This window comes from Spirosoma oryzicola (assembly GCF_021233055.1).
GTDB lineage: Bacteria > Bacteroidota > Bacteroidia > Cytophagales > Spirosomataceae > Spirosoma > Spirosoma oryzicola.
The window spans coordinates 5,258,808-5,277,548 of the sequence record NZ_CP089538.1; the positions used below are offsets into that span (position 1 = coordinate 5,258,808).

9 protein-coding genes and 1 tRNA gene are annotated in these 18,741 nt (G+C 49.7%); 9 read left to right on the plus strand and 1 reads right to left on the minus strand.

Annotated elements, in window-relative coordinates; all coding sequences use genetic code 11:
- Window positions 1-19 precede the first annotated feature (19 nt).
- The 8 genes from LQ777_RS22180 to LQ777_RS22215 all read left to right on the plus strand — a co-directional run bounded on the left by LQ777_RS22180 (window position 20) and on the right by LQ777_RS22215 (window position 14,441).
- Complete coding sequence (locus tag LQ777_RS22180; protein WP_232560123.1) at window positions 20-5,491, plus strand: alpha-2-macroglobulin family protein; 5,472 nt, start codon at window positions 20-22, stop codon at window positions 5,489-5,491.
- A gap of 181 nt (window positions 5,492-5,672) precedes the next feature.
- The gene (locus LQ777_RS22185) at window positions 5,673-6,953 is read left to right on the plus strand and encodes a BAR domain-containing protein (protein WP_232560124.1); all 1,281 of its coding nucleotides are present in this window, start codon (window positions 5,673-5,675) and stop codon (window positions 6,951-6,953) included.
- A 99-nt stretch (window positions 6,954-7,052) separates the two neighbouring features.
- A complete protein-coding gene (locus LQ777_RS22190) occupies window positions 7,053-7,565 on the plus strand; it encodes a gamma carbonic anhydrase family protein (protein WP_232560125.1) in 513 nt (170 codons plus the stop codon).
- Window positions 7,566-7,568: 3 nt separating this feature from the next.
- Complete coding sequence (locus LQ777_RS22195; RefSeq protein ID WP_232560126.1) at window positions 7,569-8,186, plus strand: HupE/UreJ family protein; 618 nt, start codon at window positions 7,569-7,571, stop codon at window positions 8,184-8,186.
- A 105-nt stretch (window positions 8,187-8,291) separates the two neighbouring features.
- The gene (locus tag LQ777_RS22200; protein WP_232560127.1) at window positions 8,292-10,670 is read left to right on the plus strand and encodes a M1 family metallopeptidase; all 2,379 of its coding nucleotides are present in this window, start codon (window positions 8,292-8,294) and stop codon (window positions 10,668-10,670) included.
- A gap of 26 nt (window positions 10,671-10,696) precedes the next feature.
- Window positions 10,697-13,099 carry a M1 family metallopeptidase gene (locus LQ777_RS22205; RefSeq protein WP_232560128.1) on the plus strand — a complete coding sequence of 801 codons (2,403 nt, stop codon included), beginning with the start codon at window positions 10,697-10,699 and terminating at the stop codon, window positions 13,097-13,099.
- Window positions 13,100-13,190: 91 nt separating this feature from the next.
- A tRNA-Pro gene (locus tag LQ777_RS22210) sits at window positions 13,191-13,264 on the plus strand.
- Between the two features lie 259 nt (window positions 13,265-13,523).
- Window positions 13,524-14,441 (plus strand): hypothetical protein, encoded by a 918-nt coding sequence (locus LQ777_RS22215; RefSeq protein ID WP_232560129.1) that lies wholly within the window; start codon window positions 13,524-13,526, stop codon window positions 14,439-14,441.
- Between the two features lie 40 nt (window positions 14,442-14,481).
- Here LQ777_RS22215 and LQ777_RS22220 read toward each other — a convergent pair whose 3' ends face one another.
- Window positions 14,482-14,937 (minus strand): GNAT family N-acetyltransferase, encoded by a 456-nt coding sequence (locus tag LQ777_RS22220; RefSeq protein ID WP_232560130.1) that lies wholly within the window; start codon window positions 14,935-14,937, stop codon window positions 14,482-14,484.
- 616 nt (window positions 14,938-15,553) lie between these two features.
- Here LQ777_RS22220 and LQ777_RS22225 point away from each other — a divergent pair.
- Window positions 15,554-18,280, plus strand: coding sequence for an ATP-binding protein (locus tag LQ777_RS22225; RefSeq protein WP_232560131.1), 2,727 nt, complete (start codon window positions 15,554-15,556; stop codon window positions 18,278-18,280).
- The last annotated feature ends 461 nt before the right edge of the window (window positions 18,281-18,741 follow it).

Genomic DNA, 18,741 nt, shown 5'->3' on the forward strand with positions numbered 1-18,741 from the left:
CACCGCTATAGCCACGAAAATGCGTTCCCGGATTCTACGTTTTAGCAGATTACTTTTCCCCGTATTTATTCTCGTTTTTTTTCTCATCAACTGCTCCCGGTTACCGTTCAATGAAGTTACGGTTGTAGGCCGCAACTTTGACGACGAGGTACAGCAAACGCAGAACCTTACCTTTTCCTTTAACAAAAACATCGGGCCAACGAATCAACTCGACCAGTGGGATTCGACGCAATACGTTCGCTTTATACCCGCCGTTCGGGGCAAGTTTAAATGGACAAGTCCGAATGAGCTGGTTTTTTCACCCGCTGCCGCCTTCGATCCTGCAACGGATTACCGCGCTGAATTAACCGACGATCTGCTGAAACGGTCGGACAAAAAAGACCTGGCCATTTCGGGCGATGAGATCACGTTCCACACGCCATATCTGCAATTGACCAGTACCGAAAGCTGGTGGGCAAAATCGCGGGAGACGGGCCAGCCGGTAGCGAAAACCCGACTCAACTTCAACTACGCTGTTAGTGCCGCTGAGGTAGCGGGGAAGTTAACCGTCCTGGCCGACGAGAAAAAACTAGCCGCGCAGGTTTCGCCCAGTGAAACGCAGAACAATGTCGCTTTAACACTGGCCGATGCCCCGGCCCTGAAGAATGAGCAGCCACTGACGGTAAAACTGGATAAAGGCGTTAAAGTACCAAACACGGCTTACACCAGTAAGGAAGTTATCGAAGCTACCGGTACGCTCCCCTCCCGCTACCGGATCGATATTGCCGATGTGCAGACCAGCTTTGAAAATACGCAGGGTGTCGTCCGTGTCATCACCACCCAGGAGCTTCAACCCGGTGAGCTTAGCCAGTATTACACCATCCAGCCGCAGGTCGAAACAAGCGCAGAACTGACCGAAAACGGGTTTGTCATTCGGGGCAATTTCAGCGAAACTGACACCTATGTTCTGACGCTTACCGATCAGATACGGGGAACGCTGGGCACTAAACTCGATGAACCCGTTACGCGGGATTTGTTTTTCGGGAAAATGCCCGCCAGTATTCAGTTCGCCAACCGAAAAGCCCTGTACTTATCGTCGAACGGTGCGCGTAATGTCGGCCTGCAAATTGTGAACGTGCCCAAGGTACAGGTCAGGATTGCTAAAGTCTACGAAAACAACATCCTCAATTACCTCCGCTCGAACCGCTACGAGGAATACGCACCAAACGCCAACGGCGAATGGAAACCCTCCGGTCAGTTCAATTACGGCGATGACGAACCCGGCGACCTCAGCGATGTGCTGGTCAACAAAACTATCGAGACGACTGATCTACCGAAAGTGCGGGGTGTATCGGCCTTAAATCTGGCGCTCCCGGACGCGGCCCAGCCGAATGGGAATGGGAATCCATTTCGGGGCGTGTATTTAGTAACGGTTGGCTCGAAAGACGAAGCTTACATGCGGGCAAGCCAGCTCGTGTCTGTGTCCGACATTGGACTGGTAGCCCGACAGACAAACGACGAGATACTGGTTTGGGCCAATTCTATTCGTACGGCCGAACCGTTGCAGGGCGTGGACATAACACTCATCAGTAGCAACAACCAATCGGTTTATACGCTTAAAACCGACGGCAGTGGTTTCGCCCGGTTCGATAAAATAACCGAAAAAGCGCCCGGCTTCAAGATTGCCCTGATCACCGCCCGGACAACCGACAGCGACTTCAACTTTATGTTTTTGCCCGATACGCAGGTCGAAACATCACGCTTCGAGGTGGAAGGCAAACGGGATAACCCATCGGGCTTCGATGCTTTTGTGTACGGCGATCGCGACATTTACCGACCCGGCGAGACGATTCATTTCAATACCATCATCCGGTCACAAACCTGGCAAAGCGTTGGCGAGATACCAGTGCTGATCCGTCTGCTGCTGCCCAATGGCCGCGAATTACGCGTTTTTCGGAAAACAACCAATAAACAAGGTGCCGTTACAACCGATGTTCCACTCGACCCGGCGGCTGTAACGGGTAGTTACACGATTGAAGTTCTCAACGCCAACAATGTGTTACTCACTTCTCAGACAGTCAGCGTTGAAGAATTCATACCGGACCGCATCAAGGTAGACTTGCTCACCGATCGAACCAGTTACAAATCCGGCCAAACGTTGACGCTTTCTGCAACCGCGCTGAACCTGTTCGGACCACCCGCTTCTGACCGGGCCTACGAGATGGAGTTGCAACTAAAGCGGAAAGTGTTCGCGCCAAAAGGGTTTGAGGACTATTCGTTTACCATTCCAAACGAGACGACGTTCCCGAAAGAGCTTCGCCAGGGACGCACCAACGCCAACGGACAGGCCACCGAACGCTTTCAGTTTCCGGCTTTATACCAGGATATTGGGTTGCTCGAAGGCAAACTGTTCGTGACGGTTTTTGACGAAAATGGCCGTCCGGTCAACCGGCTCCGTCGCTTCGACGTGCTAACCCAGGACACGTTTTTCGGCATCCGGCTCCCGGATCGGTACGTGGCGACCAACGCCCCCGTTGCTGCTGATCTGATTGCGCTCGATCCTGCCGGGACGGTGCACTCGTCGGCTTCGGCACTCGTTGAAGTGATTCGCTACGATTATCAGACCGTGATCGAAAAGAAAAACGAGCAGATTCGGTACACGACCAAACGGCGCGAAAAGACGGTGTACACCAACACCTTACTTTTTAGGGCGGGAAAAGCCCAATTTCGCTACGTACCAACGGTTTCGGGCGAATACGAAATACGGGTCCGTCGGGCGGCTGGTTCGGGGAATGCGACGAACTACATGGCGACAACGTTTTACGCGTATGGCTACGGCAGCACCTCGGCTTCTTCGTTTGAGGTTAGTCAGGAAGGGCAAGTGCTGATGACGCTCGATAAACCCGTTTACCAAACCGGCGACAAAGCAAAAGTCTTGCTCAAGACGCCCTTCGACGGTAAACTGCTGGTTACGGTTGAGCGGAACAAGGTACTTGAGCACCACTGGCTAACGACGAGCAACAAATCAGCGGAGTGGAGCTTTGCTATCGGAGCTGAACACTTACCTAATGTGTACGTAACGGCAACGCTTATTCGGGCCATCGACGGCGCTAATCTACCCTTGACGGTAGCGCATGGTTTTGCTTCACTATCCGTGGAAGACGCCGACACCAAATTGCCCGTAACGATTACGGCGGCCGCGCAGTCTCGTTCGAAAACGAAGCAGACGATCCGAATCAAAACCGCCCGTAATGCGCAGGTGACGGTAGCCGTAGTCGATGAAGGAATTTTGCAGCTTAAAAACTTTAAAACACCCGATCCACACGGCTTTTACTACCAGAAACGCGCGCTTGAAGTAGGCAGCCACGACTTGTACGCCTTGCTTTACCCTGAACTTTCGTTGCGGTCATCGTCAAGCGTGGGGGGCGACGGCTACGATCTCGAACGACGGGTGAATCCGCTCAGCAATGGCCGCGTAAAACTGGTTGCTCTATGGAGCGGCATTCTGGATGCGGGCCTGAATGGCGAAGCCGAGTTCACAATCGATATTCCGCAGTTTTCCGGCGATTTACGAGTCATGGCCGTCGCTTATAAAGACAACGCGTTTGGGTCAGCAAATAGCAACATCAAGGTAGCCGATCCGATTGTGATCAGTGCAGGCGTACCTCGTTTTCTGACGCCCGGCGATCAGATTGAATTGCCCGTCAATTTGAGTAACACGACCAAACAGCCCGCTGTGGTTACCGCCCGGATTAGCCTAACCGGCCCGCTTATTGCCGATAGCCTGACTACGCGGAAACTGACGATTCAACCCGGTCGCGAAAGTCGTAGTACGTTCCGAATCTCAGCGAAACAAGCGATTGGTCCCGGCGCGATAACAGTAACCGTTGATGGCCTGGGCGAAACGTTCACCGAAAAAACCGACGTAACGGTTCGACCAGCGGCTTCTTTGCAGAAAACAACCTTGTCGGGAGCAGTAGCCAGCGGAAAAACCACGACGTTGAAACTAGCAAGTGATTTTCTGCCCGGAACGGCCCAGGCAAGCGTTTCGTTAAGCCGTTCGCCGGTAGTGCAGTACGGGAAAGAGCTATCCTACTTGCTCGGTTATCCACACGGCTGTATTGAGCAAACCATCTCGAAAGCGTTTCCGCAGCTTTACTTTGCCGACCTGACAAAACAGTTTGGCCCAAACACCTACTTCGTCCGCAACGGCGATAGTGATCTGAATCCGTCAACCAACGTCAGACAGGCCGTTCAAAAAGTAGAAGGCTTACAAGCAGCAAACGGTGGTTTCTCGATGTGGCCGGGTCAAACAGAGATCGATGAGTGGGCAACGGCCTACGCCGTGCATTTTCTGAGTGAAGCGCAGGAAGCAGGTTATGAAGTACGCGGTTCCGTCTTGAGTTCGGCTATCGATCACCTGACTACGTTCACGAATAACCCGTCTACCGAAAATGCGGTTACCTTTGACGAGTCTGGCGGCAGAACGGTAAAGAAAGTAGCTAGTCGGACTGCTATCTACGCGTTATATACGCTGGCGGTGGCCGGAAAACCGAACCGCTCGGCCATGAATTACTACAAACAAAACGCCGGTTCGCTAACCCCCGATAGCCGTTACCTGTTGGCGTCAGCTTATTTCCGGATTGGTGACACCCGCAGTTTCACAGCTTTGTTGCCGAAGCAATACACCGACAATACGACCAGTCGGCAAACAGGCGGTAGCTATGCGTCACCATTGCGCAACCTCGCTCTCGTACTTGACGCATTAGTAGACACCGACCGGGATAATCTGCAAATTCCGACGCTGGCCCGGCAGTTGTCCAGTGCGCTTCGGCAGTCCAGCTACCTTAACACGCAGGAAGCTGCCTTTGCTTTTCTGGCGTTGGGTAAACTAGCTCGTCAAACCGCGACGAGCACCGCAACGGCAACACTGGCGGCTGGCGGTGCATCGCTGGGCACCATGAACAGCGGGTTTCTCACTATAAAACGTGTACCAACGAACCAGCCGTTACTACTTACAGCCAAAGGATCAGGTAGCGTTTATTACTTTGCTCAAAGTGAAGGTGTTCCGGTCAATCACCCCATTGCGGATGAAGACAAGGGGCTTCAGGTGCGCCGGACTTACCTAGACAGGGATGGCAATCCACTAAGCACTATTCGTCAGAATGATCTGGTGGTCGTAAAAATTACACTTGCCAGCGCAAACGGTCTGAACGTGGAAAACGTAGTGATTACCGACCTGCTGCCCGCTGGTCTGGAAGTAGAAAACCCGCGCTTGACTGAGCAACGCGATATGCCCTGGCTCAAAAACCCGGCTAAGCCTGACCATTTCGATTTACGCGATGACCGGATCAATTTCTACACATCGGCGTCCGGAACCGAGCAAACGTTCTATTATCTGGCCAGAGCCGTTACCAAAGGCCGTTTTGTCTTAGGCCCTGTATCAGCTGATGCTATGTATAACGGCGAGTACAGAAGTTACAACGGTGCAGGGGTAATCGTAGTGCGATGATGTGTCCATAAAGCATACTATGTGTAGTTGTAGGTTGTGGATTGTTCATTTATCTCCACAGTTTTTAGGGAAATAGCTTCCCCACTTGTTCTTGTCTCCTTGCTTTACGGCTCTAAAAACGGCATGGTACGTTTTTTGAGCCTTTTTCTGTAGCATTACCAACAAAATGACACTTAACGTTATGGAAAGAAGAACATGGGTTGTAGCGGCCATGCTGGCAGCCACCACAAGTTTAACATCCTGCGCATCGTTTGAGAATTGGCTATATGGCGACTCAAAAAATAGTCGGCAGGACATGGTGCAACGAGATCGCACCAGCGATACGCGCGATTCACGTCGACGCAACGACGGTGACGATGATGACAACAAACAGGGTGGCTTGTTTAGCCGTCGTGATCGGAACAACTCGCGTGACGACCAGATGAGTCGGAACGACTCCCGCTCTAACTCATCAGATTCTTACCGTAATTCGTATCGGTCATCGAATAATCGCAGCGACCGGCCAAGCCGTATGTCGGGCAGCGACTCTTATTCGTACAACAATCGATACAACGATCAATCATACGACAACCGCGATTCCTACAACGACCGGTACGATGATCGCGATCGTAACTCAGACAACCGGGATTCCGATAACTACCGTAACTCGTACAATAACCGAAACAATAATGACGACCGCGATTCTTACAACTCACGGTCTGATTATAACAGCAACCAGGGTCGGTACGACAACTCAACCTACAACGACCGTCGCTACGATGATCGGGACTCGCGTCTCAACAACAACCGGGATGACCGAGACAGCTACAACGACCGGCGTTATGACGACAGAAACAACCGGAACAGCTACGACGATCGTCGCGACAATGACCGCGACAACCGAAACTCGTACCGGGATGATCGGAATCGAGACAATCGGGACGATGATCGTGACAACCGGGGTGCTTTATCCAACTTGTTCAATCGCCGTGACGACCGGGACCGCGATGACCGAGACAGCCGATCCAATGATCGGGATGATCGTCGGGACCTCGATGATCGGGACAACCGCCGGGACCGGGATGACCGCGACGACAAAAACAGCCGGTACAACGACCGAGACAACAGATCCAACGATCGGGATGACCGTCGGGACCGCGATGACCGGAACAGTCGGAACAACGATAAATTCAGCGATGATCGGAAAGAGCTAACGGATCGCATTTCGGAGCAGATGGACAAGATCGATGATCAGCTCAACGACGCGAAGGCCGAGGTGAAAAACGAAAGCAAGAAAGATCGTAAGGCACGCGAAGACCGGGTTAGAGATCTGGAAGATAAGCGTCGTCAACTGTCCGATTCGTACTATAAAGTACAGCGCTCAAGCGAAGATGACTTTAAAAAGGTGAAACGCGAAGCCAACCGTGCCGTCGATGATGTGGAAGAAGCCATCGAAAAAATGGTTGACAAAGTTAAAAAATAGAACGCTATCTTAGGCGTAAGATTTGGACTGGTCGAATAGATCAGTCCTTTTTTTGTTTTTGCTGTCAACGTCCCGGGAACGACAGATTATATTTGCGCTATGGCACTTATAAAACCCGTTCATGGGATTTACCCCTCATTTGGCGACAACTGCTGGTTCGCCGAGAATGCAACCATCGTAGGTCAGGTCACAATGGGACGCGACTGCACTGTCTGGTTCAACGCGGTTGTGCGGGGCGACGTGAATTCAATCACATTAGGCGATCGCTGCAACGTTCAGGACGGTGCTGTTATCCACTGCACCTACCAGCGCCACAAAACCACGATTGGCAATTACGTATCCATCGCCCACAATGCCATTGTTCATGGTTGCACCATTGAAGACAAAGTTCTGATTGGAATGGGGGCCATTGTTATGGATGGAGCCGTTATCGGAACGGGCAGCATTATTGCCGCAGGTGCCATTGTTACGCAGAATACCATTGTACCACCCGGTTCAATTTATGCGGGCAATCCGGCTCGTCTGCTGAAAGCGGTTTCGGCGGAGCATGAAGAGATTTTCATGCGCACAGCTACTAATTATGTCATGTACGCAGGCTGGTTTAAGGAGTAACTCATGGACGATTTTTTCATTTACCTTCGCCTTGGCTTCGACCATATCACTGATCCCAGCGGCTACGATCACGTTTTATTCGTTATTGCCTTGTGCGCCGTCTACACGCTTCAGCAGTGGCGACAGGTATTAATTCTAGTGACGGCATTTACCATCGGTCACTCGATTACACTGGCGTTGGCTACGCTTCAGCTTATTACGTATAAAACTGAAGTCATTGAACTACTCATTCCGATCACCATCCTGATCACAGCCATTACCAATTTCTTTTTCCAGGAGCCTGGCTACCGATCGTTGCCAGTTTCTCGGCAAACAAACCGTCCGTGGCGCTATGGTTTGGCCCTGGTTTTTGGCTTAATTCACGGCATGGGTTTTTCAAACTACCTGCGCAGTCTGCTAGGTCGGGAGGCCGACATCGTCAAACCGCTGCTGGCTTTCAACATTGGTCTGGAAATCGGTCAATTAGTGATTGTTGGTTTTATCCTGACGCTAGCCTACTTAGCGCTTAATTTACTCAGAACTAGCCGACTACGCTGGACACTTATCTTGTCGGGTTTTGTAGCAGGAATGGCCGCATCGCTCATTATCAACAACGAGTACCTAGGTGAATTGATGAAGTAGGCTGAGCACCTTTCCGGATTGTCTTTTCCTTCCTCAAAATACAAATACGGCAAACCTCTTTTTTTTGTAATTTTAGCACTCCTATCAACAACTATAGCTTGATTTATGCAAAAGATAATTTTGCTAGTAACGAGTTTAACCATTCCAATGTGGTTTGCTCGGGCACAAGCGCCGACGACGCAACATGCCAACACGCGTTTTGAACAGTTGGGACCAACGCTGCCTACACCGAACACATTTCGTACAGCATCCGGAGCACCGGGAAAGGACTACTTTCAGAACCGAGCCGATTATGACATTAAAGCTACGCTGGACGACACCAATCAGAAATTAACCGCTTCGGAAACGATCACGTACCACAACAATTCGACGGATGCTCTTCCCTACCTGTGGTTACAGCTTGATCAGAACCTGTTTCGCCCCGATGTAATTAGCAGAACCTCGCAGACCGGCGGCATAAACGCCGAACGGGGTGCTTCGCTACAGCAACTTACGGCCAATACCAGCCTGGCCGAAAAAGATTACGGTCAGAAAATTACATCGGTACGCGACCAATCGGGCAAAGCGCTTAAATACACGATCAATCAGACAATGATGCGGATTGACTTGCCCACACCCGTAGCTCCGGGCAAGTCCGTAACGTTCTCTGTTGACTGGAACTTTAAAATCGTTGACGCGAAAAGTGTAGGGGCTCGGTCGGGCTTCGAGTACTTTCCGAAAGATGGCAACTACATCTATGAAATGGCCCAGTGGTTCCCACGTTTGTGCGCTTACAACGACGTAAATGGCTGGCAGAACAAGCAGTTTCTGGGACGTGGTGAGTTCACGCTCATCTTCGGCAACTACAAAGTAGCGATCACTGCGCCCAACGACCACGTTGTTGGCGCAACCGGCGAACTGCAAAATCCCGCTCAGGTGTTGACCGCTACGCAGCAGAAGCGCCTGACCGAAGCGAAAAATCGCGGTGATAAAGCGGGCGAAAATCCTGTTCTGGTTGTTACGCAGGCCGAAGCCGAAGCCGCCGAAAAAGGCAAAGCCACGGGTACCAAAACCTGGGTCTACAAAGCCGATAACGTTCGCGATTTTGCCTTTGCCAGCAGTCGCAAGTTTATCTGGGACGCGCTTCAACCAACGGTGGAAGGCAAGCGCGTTTGGGCAATGTCGCTCTATCCGAAAGAAGCAAATCCGCTTTGGGGTCAGTACTCAACGCGGCTTATCGCCCATACGCTACGCTCTTACTCACGTCGGACCTTTGCGTATCCATACCCAGTAGCATACTCCGTTCATGGTCCGGTTGGTGGTATGGAGTACCCAATGATGAGTTTTAACGGGGCTCGTCCAGAAGCCGATGGAACCTACTCCGAAGGCACCAAAAACTTCCTCATTTCGGTCGTTATTCATGAGGTCGGTCATAACTACTTTCCGATGATTGTCAATTCCGACGAACGGCAGTGGTCATGGATGGACGAAGGACTGAACAGCTTTCTCGAAGGTTTGGCCTGTCTCGAATGGGATGCAAATTTCCCGGCGCACGGCATCGACCCACAGTACATTGTGCCGTACATGCAGCTCGATTCTACCCAGCAGGTTCCGATCATGAGCAGTTCGGATAATATTCCGGGCAATACATTCGGTCCGAATGCGTACACCAAACCCGCCACGGCGCTTAACATCCTGCGTGAAACGGTGATGGGCCGCGAACTATTCGACTATGCGTTCAAGGAATATTCGCGTCGGTGGGCCTTCAAATCGCCCGAACCCGCCGACTTCTTCCGCACTCTGGAAGATGCCTCGGGTGTTGATCTGGACTGGTTCTGGAAAGGATGGTTCTACACGGTTCAACCCGTTGACCAATCGCTGGTGAAAGTTGATTGGTATCAGGCCAATTCGCAGAATCCAGAGATCACCAAAGCCGAAGCCCGCGCAGCCGCACAACGTCGACTAAATACGATCAGCAAACAGCGCGACGCGCTCAGCAAAGACGAAACCGTAGTATCGCAGGACAGCACCATGCGTGACTTCTACAATCAGTACGACCCATACGCCGTTACCGACGAAGACCGCAAGAAATATCAGGCTTATGTGGCGTCCTTGTCAGCAGAAGAACGGCTACTCGCTGAAGCGGGTACTAACTTTTACACCTTGTCATTGCAGAACAAAGGTGGTCTGCCGATGCCCGTAATCATCCGGATGGAGTTTGAAGATGGAACTGATTCGGTAGCTCGCTTCCCAGCCGAAATCTGGCGCTTCAACGATGTATCGATCAAGAAAGTAATCGCAACGCCCAAGAAAGTAAAGCAATGGACGCTTGACCCTTTCTACGAAATTGCGGATATTAATACCGAAGACAACTCGTTCCCACCGGTAGCCAGACCGACACGTTTCCAGCTATTCAAGCAGCAGGGACGAGGCAGTAGCGCATCCAATCCGATGCAACAACAACGTCAACAAGCACCAGCCAGACAAGGCACTGGCCGTAATTAACCCAAGCGTTTAACTTAAAATCTACTATGAGAAAGACAGTGCTGATGGCTGGCCTCGTCCTATGGTCAGCCACGCTGATGGCCCAGGCTCAACCGGCTCCGACTCAAAACGCGAACACGCGCTTCGAGCAGTTGGGACCAATGTTGCCGACGCCAAATACCTTCCGAACGGCTGCTGGCGCACCAGGAAAAGACTATTTTCAAAACCGCGCCGATTACGACATCAAGGTTGAACTTGACGATGCCAACCAAAAAATCATTGGTTCTGAAACGGTAACGTATCACAACAACTCAACCGACGAGTTACGCTTTATCTGGCTGCAACTCGATCAAAACCTGTTTGCGAAAGGCTCGATTGGTAGCGTTACCCGCACGGGTGGCGTCAACGAAAGTGGAATGAGTTTTGCTCAGCTACAAAACCTGACTTCCGTTCGGGAGCGTAGCAGCCAGCAGGCTTCGGATAAGTACGGCTACAAAATCACGTCCGTAAAAGATGCGAAGTCTGGCAATGCGCTCAAATACACCATCAACCAGACAATGATGCGGATCGACTTGCCGACGCCCTTGAAGCCCGGTGCAAGTTATTCGTTCAACGTCGATTGGAACTACTTCGTTACGGAGTACTACGGACGGAGCGGTATGGAGTTTTTCGCCAAAGACGGCAACTACAATTACTTCATTGCGCACTGGTTCCCGCGTTTGTGCGCTTACAACGACGTAAATGGCTGGCAGAACAAGCAATTCCTGGGTCAGGGTGAATTCACGCTAATCTTCGGTAATTACAAAGTGGCCATCACTGCGCCAAGCGACCACGTTGTTGGCGCAACCGGCGAGTGCCAGAACTACAAGCAGGTCTTATCGGCTACGCAGCAGAAACGGATGGCACAAGCAGCCACGTCGAAAACGCCAGTTATCATTGTCTCGCAGGCTGAAGCCGAAGCCGCCGAGAAAGCAAAACCCGGCGATACGAAAGGCAAAAAAACCTGGATTTTTGACGCGAAAAATGTTCGTGACTTCGCGTTCGCCAGCAGCCGTAAATTTATCTGGGATGCGATGCAAACCGACGTATATGGCGACGGACACAAGATCTGGAGTATGTCGTTCTATTCTAAAGAAGGCAATCCATTATGGGGCCAGTATTCAACCCGCGTTGTTGAGCATACGCTGAAATCATATGGTAACCGCACAATCAAGTATCCGTATCCAGTTGCAATTTCCTGCCACGGCACACCGGGCGGTGGTATGGAGTACCCGATGATTTCGTTTAATGGTGGCCGTCCTGAAGCTGATGGTACCTATTCTGAACAGACCAAAGCGGGTATGATTGGGGTAATCATTCACGAAGTGGGTCACAACTTCTTCCCGATGATCGTCAACTCCGACGAACGGCAGTGGACCTGGATGGATGAGGGCTTGAACACCTTCTGTCAGTATCTGGCCGAAAAAGAGTGGGACTACAATTTCCCAAGCCGTCGGGGTGAGCCGCAATACATCGTGGATTACATGAAATCGGATAAAGCGGTCCTGTCGCCCATTATGACTTCATCCGATAACGTGATCAGCCTCGGACCAAACGCTTATGCCAAACCCGCCACGGCGCTTAACATCCTGCGCGAAACGGTGATGGGCCGCGAGCTGTTCGATTATGCATTCAAGGAATACGCGCGTCGGTGGGCCTTCAAATCGCCCGAACCCGCCGACTTCTTCCGCACTCTGGAAGATGCCTCGGGCGTCGATCTAGACTGGTTCTGGAAAGGTTGGTTTTATGGCGTCGAACCTGTCGATCAGGATTTAGTAGAAGTAGATTGGTTTCAGGTTGATTCAGGTGATCCGGTAGCGACCAAGGCAGCCGCTAAAGCTGAAGCGCAACGCCGGGCTGGTACGGTCAGCAAACAACGTGATGCAGCAACACAGGCCGAATCGGTTGTCGCCAAGGATTCAAGCATGCGCGATTTCTACAACAGCTACGATCCGTACGCCGTTACCGACACCGACAAGAAGAAATACCAGGATTACCTAGCAACGCTGAGCGAGAGCGAACGGAGTGCGCTGGAAAAAACGGCGGGCACCAACTTCTACACACTATCCCTCAAAAACAAAGGTGGTGTTCCGATGCCAGTGATCATCCGGATGGAATTTGAAGACGGAACCGATTCAGTAGCTCGCTTCCCAGCCGAAATCTGGCGATTCAACGACGTATCGATCAAGAAAGTGATTGCTACATCGAAGAAAGTAAAGCAATGGACGCTTGATCCGTACCAGGAGATCGCTGATATCGACGCCGATAACAACTCATTCCCCCGGGTGTCTCAGCCGACACGCTTCCAGTTGTTCAGGCAGCAGCAGCGTTCGGGCGCACAAAGTCAGAACCCGATGCAGCAACGTCGGTCTAATCAGCCGCCCGCTACACAAGGAAGCAGCAAAAACTAAGTAGAGTTTAGAGAATGAACAGTAAAGCAGACAAAAAAACGCGCTACTTTATTGTTCATTCTCTACTCTTCACTACCTTTGCAAACCGATTCGGGATGTAGCGCAGTCCGGTAGCGTGCTTGCATGGGGTGCAAGAGGTCGTGGGTTCGAATCCCGCCTTCCCGACATAATCAACAGCCACTTACAAAATTTGTAAGTGGCTGTTTTTAGTTTAGGTCACTGCTTAACTCAGAAATTAGCACTCCCCTTACGCGATAGGTTCATTTTCAATGAGTTGAAGATTTAAATTTATCAGCAGACTTCGTTTGCCTATTAACGAACAACGACAGATCTCACCAAACAATAAATTACTTTTATTCTTTCTTCAATCCTCTTCTACTTTAAGCGATCAAGAATCCTTACTCTCCTGGCAATCCGCACCTGTATGCAACGTTTCTCTTTACTTACCGTATTCTTTTTTGGCTTATTGTTCCTGATACTTGACGCTTGCCAGCCCGCCGATTCGCCAGCGGTAACTCCGGGTCCTCCGGCCTCTACCTCCACACCAGCCAATCGGGTTCGCATCAAATCCTTGTCGCAGGATATGCCCAACAATGCCAGGAAGATTACGGCTTTCACCTACGACGCCCAAGGTCGCTTGAGTTCTTTACTTTCCTACGAATCGCCTGACAGCACGGTTACCTGGATTGAGAAGAGTAGCTATCAGTACGATGTTCAGAACCGACTAATACAGCATCAATATCAACAGATTGCCCGGCCCAACAGCATTTTCGGCCCTATGACTTACCGGCATCAGTACAGCTACACTTCGACGGGGCAGCTCAGTGAGATTCGCTACGCTTACAGCAACTTCGCTCTGCCCGGCCAGCGGGCTATTGACTTGTCGGTGTTAAACAACGCCAATACATTGGCAATAATCGCTTATCCTCGTTACAACGCGTCTGGTCAGGTTCTCGAATTAAAGAAAGTGATCTATCAGCAAGGACAGCAAACTGCGTTCACCCTTAGCTACGAATTTTCCTATACAGGTAGTAACGTCACCTCTACCACAAATACCAACTCAGGTTATCAGGGATCGGTACCCTACAAGCAAACTGACCAATACAGTTTGACATTTGACGACAAAATCAATCCGTTTTATGGTCTATACGTGATTCCAAAGTACTACGGAGGGATCAACGATTACTTTCTAAACCTGCACACGCTTAGCCCTAACAACGTTCGAACAATTGGCGGGCTTACCTACCGCTACGAGTATAACGAAGCGAACTTGCCAACCGTGCGGTATACGTATAGTGATAAGTTGGTAGAAACCTTACGATTCGACTATGAATCGTACTAGTACTAACTTGTATTAGAAATAAATACTGGCTTAGCGTATGCTATAGACTTAACTCAAAAATTAATTGGTGCTTGCACCGAATCCTATTTTCCCAAATAGGATTGGGGTAATTCCTTGTGAAATAGTCGTAATTCACATGAATCAAATCGAACCCGTGCTGCTGGTATAGTGCCATTTGCCCAATGCTCGAATTGCCTGTTTTAATCACTAACCTTTCTAACCCTTGCTGGCGGGCAGCATCCGTTACATGAGCTAGTAAGGCCTTACCGAATCCTTTCCCTTGGTGGGCTGGCTCAACAGCGATATTCATAATTTCACCCGTCGACTGCTGAATTTGCAACAGGCAGATGCCCACAACCTGATCCAGATCTTTAAGTAGATAAACCTGGCTGAGCGGCAGATAAGCCTCAACAAGCTGCTGATTCTCATCGGCTAACAGCAACAAGTGCATAGGAACCCGTTCACTAGGTTGCGCTTGGTCAATCAGATAGCTCACTTTCTTTTTCGGATTTGGTAAGCTTCAATATTGTCAGCCTATTAGAGTCGTTGACCGATTAACAGAATTACGCATTCTTGACGGAATAAGTACATCATACCGTCGCAGCTACTACTTATTTCCGTATTAATCTATTATATCACTCCTCCTATTAAACCTGTCATATATGAGATGCATAGGTCGTCGCAAGAATACCTATATTGACAAATTCAGCAAGAAAAGTAAAAAAATACCTGTTATTTTTACAAACCTTACTATGTGAAAACTGGCTGTGCTGATCGGATATTCGTTACTAAAAGTAATTTCTTTTTCTAAGTGGAGATCGAATAAGAACACGCTCTGTTCATTTGAACGTCATCGATTGCTTTCTGCTAAAACCACTCATTTAACCAGAACGATTTTATTTGAATCAATTTTACTTTTTGTCCATATTAATTGGTGTCAACAGTTATCAGGGAGAATCCTCTATCAGTCGATTAATCCAGCGGGCTTACTAGGGCGTACCTTTTCTAGAAAATTAAGCGTCCTTCTCGTCTGCTTATTGCCATTTCTAAAGGCGGGCGCAAACCCAGTTTTGAATCAGTTGCCCACTCCCCTTTCATCGGAACCTAGAACGTTGACTGTCGAGTACCTGACTGATACCACTGACGCGCTTACCATCGGACAGTTAACCAATCCTAAGATTCGATGGCAGGTCGCCATTGATCCTGCCCTGATTTTGGGCTTCACTACCCATCCCGTCTGGTGTCGATTTACGCTTCAGCAAGCCGTCAAAACATCCGAAAAGTACGCCTTGGAGCTAACGAATTTTTACGTTGACAGCTTGACGCTATACCAACCCGACTCGGCCAATAAGTGGATTGTGCAGCATTCGGGTGATATGATTCCGTTTGCGGCACGGCTTCCTAAAACCCGCTGTCCCACAATTTACGTAACGGTATCAGGAACGGCTCCGCAAACATTCTACGCTCGAATTTTATCGACACAACATCATAGCTATCAATGGCAGGCTTGGAGTCAGTCTACGTTTCTCACGGATCGTTTGCCTGACATGGACCGATACATCGTGTTTACGCTTGTGTTCATGCTCACGCTGTTTCTGCTTGCTCTACTATTGTTCATGTACCCATTCGTGGTGCTACGTTCCTATGCCCTATGGGGATTAGCCGTTTGTATAAGCGTATTATTCGGAAGCGGCTACTCAGGCTATTTATTTCCCCACTCAACTTACTGGGCTCACACGAGCAACTTTGTCACCGTGGGCTTTTTGCTGCCGGCTTTAGCTTACTATGTTGTTCAGGCCTGTCATCTACCCAAAATTCTGCCCTCCCTAGTGTGGTTATACAAAGGCTTTGGCGGCTTAGGCTTTTTGTATTCGATCGTGAGTTTTTTTGTACGGCATGCATACATAACCTGGACACTTATAGCAGCAATGGCTGTTATGCTGGGATTTACCCTGGCCTTATTGGTAGCGCTGTATGTACGAGGTGTCCGGCCCGCCATCTGGAACGTACTAGCTTTGTTACTGTTATTACCCGTTTACACTTATTTTTACGGACGGAACGCAGGTTTTTTCACCGGATCTATCAGTGAAGAATCGCTTAAATTTTTAATGTTCCTGAGTTCTGCCGCAGAGCCTTTTTTTATCGTCGCGATGCTTTGGCAATCGACTCGTGACCGCATCCGAACTGCTAACAGCTTAAGCCTCGAACAAGCCCATCGTGAGAATATTCAGGTCCTTGATAAGCTTAAAACGGATTTTTCTACGAACGTTTCTCATGAATTACGGACACCCATTATGCTACTTCTGGGACCGTTACAAATCCTATACAATCGCTTTCCCCATAATGAACTATACGCGTTGATGTTACGCAATGCGGAGCGGCTTCAGACACTGACCAACCAACTGCTCGATTTAGCTAAACTTGATGCGGATCAAATGCAGAATTCACCCACAGTAGGCGATTTTGCCGCTGATCTATCTGGGTGGGTAGCCTTGTTCGACGCTCAGGCGCAAAGCCAGTCGGTTGCGTTGACGCTACACCAAAATGAGACCAGCCGCCTAGCTTCATACGATGCCGACAAAGTGGAGAAGATTGTAACAAACCTTCTTAGTAATGCGATTAAGTTTACACCAAAGGGCGGCTTAGTCGTTGTAAAAGCTTTTTATTCCGCTACCTCGGTACTGATTGACGTGCGCGACACAGGCGTAGGAATTTCCCCTGAGGTGTTACCCCACGTATTTGATCGTTTTTACCAGGAGGCCAATACGAATCGGGAGAAAATAGGCTCCGGGGTCGGATTGGCGCTTGCTTATGAGCTGGTGCAGCTCTTGGAGGGTAGTATCGAAGTACACAGTCAGCTTGGCGAAGGGACAACTTTTGTGCTATCGCTCCCTATTCAGACGGTGGCAGACCAGTCGATACAGCATAAAGATATTTTCCCCACTCCTTCACCCAAACGTTCAGATTTTGAGCAGATCGATCGAATGATAACCGATGCTGATTTGCCAAGTACCGCTGATCTATTTGCTGATGAATCAGAGCCGTTGACAGAGAAGCCCTTATTGCTATTGGTTGAAGATAATGACGATTTACGAACCTACATCCGAATGACTTTAGCCTCGCAGTACACTTTACTCGAAGCTGTTGATGGCCAACAAGGGTTAGAAATGGCCCTTGACTCGATGCCCGAACTGATTATCACCGACCTGAAGATGCCTCGACTCGATGGCCTGGATTTGTGCCGTGCGCTACGAGCTGATTCTCGTACGGATCACATTCCACTAGTGATGCTTACGGCTAAAGCTACTGTCGAAGACCGTCTGATTGGTCTTCAGACCGGGGCTGATGACTACCTGACAAAACCGTTTCTGCCAATGGAGTTGTTGTTGCGCCTACAAAATCTTCTTCAGCGTAAATCGTCCCAACAGGCTTACTGGCAACGAACCTTTGCTGGCTCGACCATCCCAAATCTGTCGGATACCGCAACCCTTCCTGACCAGGAAATTACCGAACTGCCAGACTTCCTAAAGAATGTGTATGACTTACTGGAGCAACACCTTGATCAATCCGATTTCGAAGTAGATCAACTAGCCGATGCCCTAGCCATGAGCAGCCGTACATTGAACCGCAAAATGAAAGGTATATTGGGTCTTACTACGCGTGAAGTAATCCGCACGTATCGCCTTCGACGTGGCAACGAATTATTAGAACAAGGTATCCAGCCAACGCAGGCCGCTTATGCAGTCGGTTTTGGAAGCTTATCCTCTTTTGGCCGGGCTTACAAAGAGCAGTATGGTTTTGCGCCCTCAACCCGAAAAGGTTTATCCAAGACGACCTAATAAAACGGGACTTTCACCAACAGCCTGTTTCGGTGTCAGGAAACGTGTCAGCACAAAAGATGACCACTGGACATATTTTGTATAAAAAATTTCAGATGCGTAAATCTTTGTTATGTAGAAAGTGCTATTCTGGCGTTTTGGGTAGAGTTTTTGTCTGATTCGGTAGAGTTCAGTAGCTGACATATCCTGAACTTTGAACCAGCTAAATAACCTAGATCATCCCTAGTTTTGTACTGCGGAGTTTGGCTGTATGTTCTAGATATTTCTGTCGGCAGTCATAGAATCCAACCGCTCCCTATCGGCTTGGTAACGCTGACTTTTCGTCGTAATCATCTGGATTGTGCGTTCATTCTTCCTGTGCTTTATAACGGGACACACTTCTATCCACACCTTCCTTCCTTCCTAACCCTTAATCAATTTTTACGGATGACTATTTCGTCTTATTCAACGCTGATTGTGGC